8 protein-coding genes are annotated in these 7540 nt (G+C 74.8%); 4 read left to right on the top strand and 4 right to left on the bottom strand.

Translation table 11 applies throughout. The annotated features are described in order from the left end of the window. Nucleotides 1-99 precede the first annotated feature (99 nt). Complete coding sequence (gene ggt / locus ACYVJE_RS16220) at nt 100-1905, bottom strand: gamma-glutamyltransferase (protein WP_461145122.1); 1806 nt, start codon at nt 1903-1905, stop codon at nt 100-102. Nucleotides 1906-2102: 197 nt separating this feature from the next. Here ggt and ACYVJE_RS16225 point away from each other — a divergent pair, with 197 nt between their 5' ends. The 3 genes from ACYVJE_RS16225 (at nt 2103) to ACYVJE_RS16235 (ending at nt 3805) form a co-directional block, all read left to right on the top strand. Then, nucleotides 2103-3035 carry an aldo/keto reductase gene (locus tag ACYVJE_RS16225; protein WP_459156505.1) on the top strand — a complete coding sequence of 311 codons (933 nt, stop codon included), beginning with the start codon at nt 2103-2105 and terminating at the stop codon, nt 3033-3035. A 259-nt stretch (nt 3036-3294) separates the two neighbouring features. After that, nucleotides 3295-3525, top strand: coding sequence for a hypothetical protein (locus ACYVJE_RS16230; RefSeq protein WP_461145123.1), 231 nt, complete (start codon nt 3295-3297; stop codon nt 3523-3525). 88 nt (nt 3526-3613) lie between these two features. Then, complete coding sequence (locus ACYVJE_RS16235; protein WP_461145124.1) at nt 3614-3805, top strand: DUF3558 family protein; 192 nt, start codon at nt 3614-3616, stop codon at nt 3803-3805. A 93-nt stretch (nt 3806-3898) separates the two neighbouring features. Here the strand turns inward: ACYVJE_RS16235 and ACYVJE_RS16240 are convergent, their stop codons facing one another. After that, on the bottom strand, nt 3899-5914 hold the full coding sequence (locus ACYVJE_RS16240; protein ID WP_461145125.1) for a primosomal protein N': 2016 nt from the start codon (nt 5912-5914) through the stop codon (nt 3899-3901). A 97-nt stretch (nt 5915-6011) separates the two neighbouring features. On the opposite strand from ACYVJE_RS16240, the gene ACYVJE_RS16245 reads away from it, so the two are divergent. Further along, complete coding sequence (locus ACYVJE_RS16245; protein ID WP_461145126.1) at nt 6012-6527, top strand: tRNA (cytidine(34)-2'-O)-methyltransferase; 516 nt, start codon at nt 6012-6014, stop codon at nt 6525-6527. Here the strand turns inward: ACYVJE_RS16245 and ACYVJE_RS16250 are convergent. Both ACYVJE_RS16250 and ACYVJE_RS16255 read right to left on the bottom strand, forming a co-directional pair. Further along, on the bottom strand, nt 6478-7194 hold the full coding sequence (locus ACYVJE_RS16250) for a YwaF family protein (protein WP_459156510.1): 717 nt from the start codon (nt 7192-7194) through the stop codon (nt 6478-6480). The two genes, ACYVJE_RS16245 and ACYVJE_RS16250, sit on opposite strands and share 50 nt — an antisense overlap. Nucleotides 7195-7311: 117 nt before the next feature. Then, the coding region (locus ACYVJE_RS16255; protein ID WP_461145127.1) for a methionine adenosyltransferase domain-containing protein at nt 7312-7540 on the bottom strand (229 nt) is incomplete at its 5' end.

The raw sequence follows: 7540 nt of genomic DNA on the forward strand, positions 1-7540 counted from the left end.
CGCGGTGACTGCCCACCGAGTCTACGGAGCCGCCACCGCGGAGGGCGTCCGCGGGTGCCCGCCCGAGGCACCGAACGCCCCGGGCGGGAGCGCGGCCGATCACGGCGCGGGCGCGGGCACGACCACCTCCGCGGAGCCGCCGCCGCGCCGGGTCGGTTCGGCGGCGGCGACCCACCGCCCGTCGGGCAGGCGGCGCACACCTGTCGCCGCGCCGATCTCGTCCGCCTCCGCGAAGCGGTGCCCGCGAGCCCGGAGCTCCGCGGCCTCCGGCCGGGCGAGGAACGCCGGTTCGGCGTCGGTCTCGGACTCGTTGCGCTGCGAGATCCGCGGTGCGGCGATCGCCTCCGCGAGCGTGCGGCCGCGGTCGAGGTGCTCGGTGAGCAGCTGCGTGACGGTGGTGATGATCGTCGTCCCGCCCGGGGTTCCGAGCGCCGCCACGGGCCGGCCGTCCTCGGTGACGATGGTCGGGCTCATCGAGCTGCGCGGTCGCTTGCCCGGTTCCGGCAGGTTCGGGTCCGGCACGCCGGGCGCGTGCGGGGTGAACGAGAAGTCGGTGAGCTCGTTGTTGAGCAGGAAGCCCCTGCCGGGCACGGTGATCCCGCTGCCGCCGGTCTGCTCGATGGTCAGCGTGTAGGAGACGACGTTGCCCTCGGCGTCGGCGACCGTCAGGTGGGTCGTGCTCGGCCCCTCCGCATCGGGGCGCTGCGGTGCGGTACCGCCCCGGCAGTCCGCCGGGTCCCGCGGGTCGCCCGGGGCGACCGGGGTCGGCAGCGCCGCGCCGTCGTCGATGAGGCACTCCCGCGCGGCGGCGAACCGATCGCCGAGCAGTTCCTCGGTGGGCACGTCGGAGTAGGCGGGGTCGCCGACCCACCGGTTGCGGTCGGCGAAGCCGATCTTGGTGGCCTCGGACAGCCGGTGCAGGTAGCTCGTCCGGTCCATGCCGGACAGGTCCGAGCGCTCCAGGATGTTCAGCGCCTCGCCCACGGTGGTGCCGCCGGAACTGCTCGGGGCCATGCCGTGGACCTCGCGGCCGCGGTAGGTGGTGCGCGCGGGTTCGCGCTCCGCGGCGCGGTAGTCGCGCAGGTCCTGCCGGCTCATCCCGCCCGGGCGGACGGTGCGGTCCGCGCCGGGGCGCACCGGCGGGTCGTTGACGGTGTCGACGACGTCGGCGCCGATCGGCCCGTCGTAGAACGCTCCCACCCCGTCGCGCGCCAGCATCCGGTAGGTCTCGGCGAGGTCGGGGTTGCGCATCCGCGTGCCGACCTCGGGCGGTTCGCCGCCGGGCATGAACAGCTCAGCCGTCGCGGGGAAGTCCCGGAACCGCTCGGCGTTCTCCCGCGTCTGTTCGCGGAACGTCTCGTCGACGGTGAACCCGTTGCGCGCCAGGCGTTCCGCGGGCCGCAGAACCTCGGAGAGGTCCTCGCTCCCCCAGCGGTCGAGCGCCTCCTGCCAGAGCATCGGCGTACCGGGCACGCCGACGCTCAGCCCGCTGGTGATGGCCTCGTCCCGCGGCATCGGCCGACCATCCACTGTGAACATGCGTTCGTGTGCCGCGGCCGGGGCGGTCTCACGTCCGTCTATCGTGGACACTTCTCCGGTGTCGGCGTCGTAGCGCACGAAGTAGCCGCCCCCGCCGACGCCCGCGGAGTACGGTTCGGTCACCCCCAGCGCCGCGGCCACCGCCACCGCCGCGTCGGTCGCGCTCCCCCCGCGGCGCAGCACGCCGATGCCCGCGCGCGTCGCGTCCGCGTCCACGCTGGAGACCGCACCGCCGTACCCAGCGGCCTCGGACCGCTTCGGCGGCGCGGGCACGTGCCGCCCGGCCCCACCGGTCGCCGCCGGCGTCGCCGACACCGTCAACACCCCCGCGCACAGCAGCCCGATCAGCACCCGTCCCGTCGACATCCGCACCTCCACCGAAGCAGTGATCTCCCAACTCTGCCCACCACCGCCCGCGCGCACAACAGCACGCACCGTGCAATCGAGGATGCTCCGGACAGGGCACCGGTTCCCGAGGACCGGGCGTCCGCGCGGAGCGGGCTCGGGCGGGCCGGCACCCGCGCGAACTGGGCCTCCGCGCGAACTGGGCTAGGGTCGGTGGCATGACCACGATCGGAAACAGCGACCTCGACGTGTTCGGCCTCAACCTCGGCGGCAACGTCTTCGGCTGGACCGCCGACGAGGAGCAGTCCTTCGCCGTGCTCGACGCCTACACCGCGGCGGGTGGCAACTTCATCGACACGGCGGACGTGTACAGCGCGTTCGCCACCGGCAACTCCGGCGGCGAGTCCGAGACGATCATCGGCGACTGGCTGCGGCGGCGCGGCCGGCGCGACGACGTCGTCCTCGCGACCAAGGGCGGTGCGCTCCCGCCGAACAACGGGACCACCGCACCGGCGATCCGCGCCGCGGCCGAGGACTCGCTGCGACGGCTGGGGACCGACCACATCGACCTGTACTACGTGCACTTCGACGACCCGTCGGTACCGGTGGAGGAGACCCTCGGCGCGCTCGACGAGCTCGTCCGCGCCGGCAAGCTGCGCCACATCGCCGCGTCGAACTTCAGCGCCGAGCGGCTCGACGCGGCGCTGCGCGCGGCCGACCGGGACGGGCTGCCCCGCTACGTCGCGCTGCAGCCGCACTACAACCTCGTGGAGCGAGACTACGAAACCGAGCTGGCCGACCTGGCCCACCGGGAAGGGCTCGGCGTGCTGCCGTACTACTCGCTGGCCAAGGGCTTCCTGACCGGCAAGTACCGCACGAACGACGGCACCGCCGACGGGCCGCGCGCGGAAGGCGCGCTGGCCTACCTCGACGAACGCGGGCAGCGCGCGCTGGCCGCCCTCGACGAGGTCGCCGCCGCGCACAGCAGCACCCCGACGGCCGTGTCCCTGGCCTGGCTGCGGCAGCAGCCGAGCGTGACGGCGCCGATCGCCAGCGCCCGCGACCTGCACCAGCTCGAAGCCCTGCTGGCCTCGGTCGAGCTGGAGCTGACGCAGGAGGAGCTGACCCTGCTGTCCAAGTCCACGGGCTGAACGGCGAGCGGTGCCGGGACCTCGCAGGAAACCGCCCTCGCAGGAAACCGGGAGTCCCGCAGCGGGCGGAGCGGGCCCAGCAGGCGCAGCGTCTCCGGCGCCCGCTCCGCAACCGCCGGCCCGCCCCGGCCGGTGCTGCCGGGTGATGCGAGCGGGCGCGCATCGAATGCCCCGATTCCGGCCCTCCCGTCGGCGCGGGGTTGTGCAGTGCTCTCCGGACCAGGCACTGATCTCTCGAACTCCAGCAGAGAAACTGCGGATGATCCAACGCAGAGCCACGGACCTGCGCGAGTTCGCCGGCCCGGCCGAGGACGAGGTCGGCCAGAAGATCAAGCAGTCCCCGGGGAACATGGCCGGCGAGGAGCCGGGCCAGCTCGCCTGGGGCGTCGACAAGACCATCGATCGGCTGCAGAGCCAGATCGAGCAGCTGGAAGCCGCCCAGCGCGACCACCGCGCCTCCGACGACGAAGCGACATCCCGGCAACTGTGAGGACCACGACCGTGCTCCGCCGCACCACCCCCGGCACCACCGCGGTGCTGGCCGCGCTCGCCTCGCCGGCTGCGCCCTGCCCACCGAGGTGCAGGGATACCTCGCCAACCACAAGGGCCGGCAGAGCCGCCTCTGCTCCACGGACGTCGGCGTCCCCGACAGCGCGTCGTTCCGCCTCGACTTCGCACGTTGCGCAAGCAAGGCACCCGAGATGCAGGACCCCTGCGGCTACGCCGACACGATCGCCGCCGAGGTCCTCGAGAACATCCCCGACGCCTGAGGCACGTGCCGCCGCTCGGTCGGGGGACGAGCCCGCCGCCGCGCTGAGCGCCCGGCGTCGGGTCGCAGCAGCGAACCGCAGCAGCGGCGACCGCTAGATCATCTCCAGCGGGTCGAGTCGGACCCGCAGCTCGCTGGCCTTCCGCGCGGCCCGCGCGACCTGCGCCGCGTGCAGGGACTGCGCCAGGGCTCGGCTTTCGCTCCGGTCCACGCGCACCAGCAAGCGCTCGCGCTCGTCCTCCTCGTCGGCGGCGCTCGCGCCCGCGATCTCGCTGAGCGGCACGGGGCCGAGCACCTCGGCCGTGTCGGGCAGTTCGGCCGAGTCCACGAGGGACTCCACGGCTTCGGGAGTGCCGTCGACGGCGGCGACGCGGCGCGCGGGCGGGAATCCGAGCTGCTCGCGCTCGGCCAGTTCCAGCTCCGCGTACCACCCCGGATCCCAGCGCACCAGCGCCTGCACGGGCTGCAGGTCGGAGTCGGCCATGACGACGACGCGCCCGCCCGCGCTCGCCGGGCGCACGAGGGCCGCGGCGGTGAACCACAGCCGCAGCGCGGTCTCGGTCGCCCGCAGTTCCGGCCTGCCGAGCAGGGTGCTGCCGTCGAGCAGCAGCGCGGCCCCGTAGCCGCCCTCGGCGGCCGGTTCCGCCCCCGGTGTCGACACGATCAGCGCGGGTCTCGCGGGCACGGTGGCCAGCACGTCCCCCGCACCCGAGGTGCGCACGGGCACGTTGCTGAACGCGCGTCCGAGCTCCTCGGCGGTGCGCTCGGCGCCGACGGCGACGGCGCGCAGCCGCCGCGAGCCGCACTGCGGACAGCGGAACGCGGCCTCGGTCGCCCCGCACCACCGGCAGGACGCGGGCCGCGCCCCGCCGTCGCCGTGCGACAGCGCCAGCGGTCCGGCGCAGTGGCGGCAGCGGGCGCGTTCCCGGCAGTCGGCGCACGCCAGGGCCGGCACGTAGCCCCTGCGCGGGACCTGCACGAGCACCGGGGCCTCGCGCTGCAGCGCTGCGCGGGCCGCGTCGAAGGCCACCGACGGCAGGCGGGCCGCGCGGGCAGCGGGATCGCGGGCGAGCTGGGAGTCGTGCTCACCGATGGCGGTCATCCGCGGGGACGCGGCGCGCACGGTGCCGCGGTCGGCGGTGATCTCCGGTGCCCAACCGGACTCGACGAGCAGCTGCGCTTCCGCGGTGCGGGCGAACGCGCCCACGAGCAGCCCGGCACCGCTGCTGTGCGCGCGGTGGGTGAGCACGTCCCGCACGTGCGGATAGGGCACCTGCGGGTAGCTGTGCAGCTCGTCCCCGTCGTCCCACACGGCGGCGAGACCGAGGTCGCGCACCGGCGCGAACATGGCGCCGCGGGTGCCGACGACGACGCGGGCGCAGCCGCGCAGCACCGCCAGCCACCGCCGGTACCGCTCGGCCGGGGGCAGTTCCCCGGTCAGCGCAACCACCCCGCCGGTGCCGAGCAGCTCGACGCAGGCCTCGTGCAGCCGCGCCAGGTCGCGGTGGTCGGGCACCACCAGCAGCGCACCCCTGCCGGAGGAGGCCGCCGTGGCAGCGGCCTCCGCGAGCCGCCGCGGCCAGTCCTCCCCCGGCAACGCCTGCCACACGGCGCGGGGGCCGCGCTCACCGGCGAGCGCGTCGAGGAAGGCGGGACCGCGGGCGTAGCGCTGCCACGCCTCGGCGGCGGGACGGGCGGGCGCCGCGGCGGGCCCGGTCGGCGCGGTCCTCTCCCCCGAGGGCGATCGCGGAGGCACGGCCAACCGCACCACGTCCGAGACCATGCCGCCGTAGCGGGCGGCGACGCCGCGGCACAGTTCCAGCAGCTCGGGGGTGAGCACCGGCTCGGCGGAGGCGACGCGCTCCAGCCAGGCGAGCTTGCCGGGGAAGTCGGTGCTCCCCGCGCGTTCGAGGACGAACCCGTCGGCGAGCTTGCCGCGGAAGCGCACCCGCACCCGGCAGCCCACCCGCGCCGACGCGGACAGGTGCTCGGGCACCCGGTAGTCGAAGGTGCGGTCCAGGTGCGCGGGCAGAGCGACGTCGACGAGGACGCGGGCGATCGGCAGGTGCTCCGCCGGAGTCCGCTGCTGAGCCTTCCCCCGCGTCGCCATGCTCCTTGCATACCAGAACGCGGCGGGGTGCCCGCGCGCACGCCCGGCGGAGCCCGCGCCGCCGCGGGCGCGCCGGCCGGGTGCGATACGGTTCCAGGTGTTTCACGTGGTCTTCTACCAACCGGAAATCCCCGGGAACACCGGCAACGCCATCCGCATGGCGGCCGGTTGCGGCGCCGCGCTGCACCTGGTCGAACCGCTGGGCTTCTCGGTGGAGGACGCGAAGCTGCGCCGGGCCGGCCTGGACTACCACGACCGCGCCGCGCTGCACGTGCACCGCGACCTGGCCGCGGCGTGGGAGGCGATCCGCCCCGGGCGGGTGTTCGCGTTCACGGTGCAGGCCGAGCAGTGCTTCAGCACCGCGTCCTACGAGGCCGGTGACGTGCTGCTGTTCGGTCCGGAGTCGGTGGGGCTGCCCACCGAGGTGCGCGCCGAAGCGACCCGGGAGCTGCGCATCCCCATGCGCCCCGGAATCCGCTCGATGAACCTGGCGAACTCGGCGGCGGTGGCCGTGTACGAGGCGTGGCGCCAGCAGGGCTACGCGCTGCCGTCCGCGGACGGGGTCACCGCGGCACCGGGGACCACGGCCAGCGGCCCGTCCACGGGCGCGTGACCGCAGCCCAGGCGCACGCGCCGACCACCAGCGCGACACCGAGGTAGGCGGGCCAGCCGCCGAACAGGTCCAGCAGCGAGGGGTTCTCCGGTTTCTCCGTGACGTAGCCGTAGTTGCTGCCCGCCCAGGCGTTGAACCCGAGCATCGCCAGTCCCCAGCACACCGTGACCAGCAGCGAGCGGCCGCAGTCCCACCACGTCGGCCGCATCCCGGCGCCCCAGGTGAGGAACACGGCCACCCACACGACGAGCAGGTGCTGGCCCCAGAACTCGACGAACACCCAGTGCGGGAAGTCCGGCGCGTCCAGCGCGGGCGTGACCACCGCCTGCGGGGTGAGCGTCAGGCCCCAGTAGTAGGTCAGCGCGTAGGCCCACTGCCGCCGCGTCCACAGCGCGTACGCCGCCACCGGCCAGGCCAGGTCGCAGAGGTGCAGCGGCAGCGAGTCCGCCACGTCCCAGCGGGGCGGCAGCATCCCCCACACCAGCAGCGGGAGCTGGAACGCGACGATCACCACCGCGAAGCCGCGGGCGAACGCGGTGCGGTGCGCGCCGAGCCGCCGGCCGAGCAGGACCAGCAGCACGGCCCCGACCAGCAGCAGCGCGATGAGCACCCAGTGCGACGGACCGTACGGTTCGAAGGTCCGCTGCACCACCGCGAGCCCGCCCATGCGCCCACGGTAAGCGCGGTGGAGCCTCCCGGTCAGCGCCTCAGCGCCCGAAACCTGCTGCCGGGGGTGTGCCGCTCAGGTTCTGCTGGTCGGGCCTGCTGGTCGGGGACCTGCCGGTCAGGCCGCCGCGGCCTGCTGCAGCGCTTCGACCCGGTCGGTGCGCTCCCACGGCAGGTCGAGGTCGGTCCGGCCGAAGTGGCCGTAGGCCGCGGTCTGCGCGTACAGCGGGCGCAGCAGGTCCAGGTCGCGCACGATCGCGGCCGGACGCAGGTCGAAGACCTCGTTGATCGCGGCCTGGATCTTGACCGGGTCCACGTTCTCCGTGCCGAACGTCTCCACGAACAGC

It is taken from the genome of Salinifilum aidingensis (assembly GCF_054782015.1).

Excerpts from the sequence above, each read along its gene's own strand:
- ggt (WP_461145122.1), bottom strand. The coding sequence starts at position 1,905 with ATGTCGACGGGACGGGTGCTGATCGGGCTGCTGTGCGCGGGGGTGTTG.
- ACYVJE_RS16225 (WP_459156505.1), top strand. The coding sequence starts at position 2,103 with ATGACCACGATCGGAAACAGCGACCTCGACGTGTTCGGCCTCAACCTC.
- ACYVJE_RS16230 (WP_461145123.1), top strand. The coding sequence starts at position 3,295 with ATGATCCAACGCAGAGCCACGGACCTGCGCGAGTTCGCCGGCCCGGCC.
- ACYVJE_RS16240 (WP_461145125.1), bottom strand. The coding sequence starts at position 5,914 with ATGGCGACGCGGGGGAAGGCTCAGCAGCGGACTCCGGCGGAGCACCTG.
- ACYVJE_RS16250 (WP_459156510.1), bottom strand. The coding sequence starts at position 7,194 with ATGGGCGGGCTCGCGGTGGTGCAGCGGACCTTCGAACCGTACGGTCCG.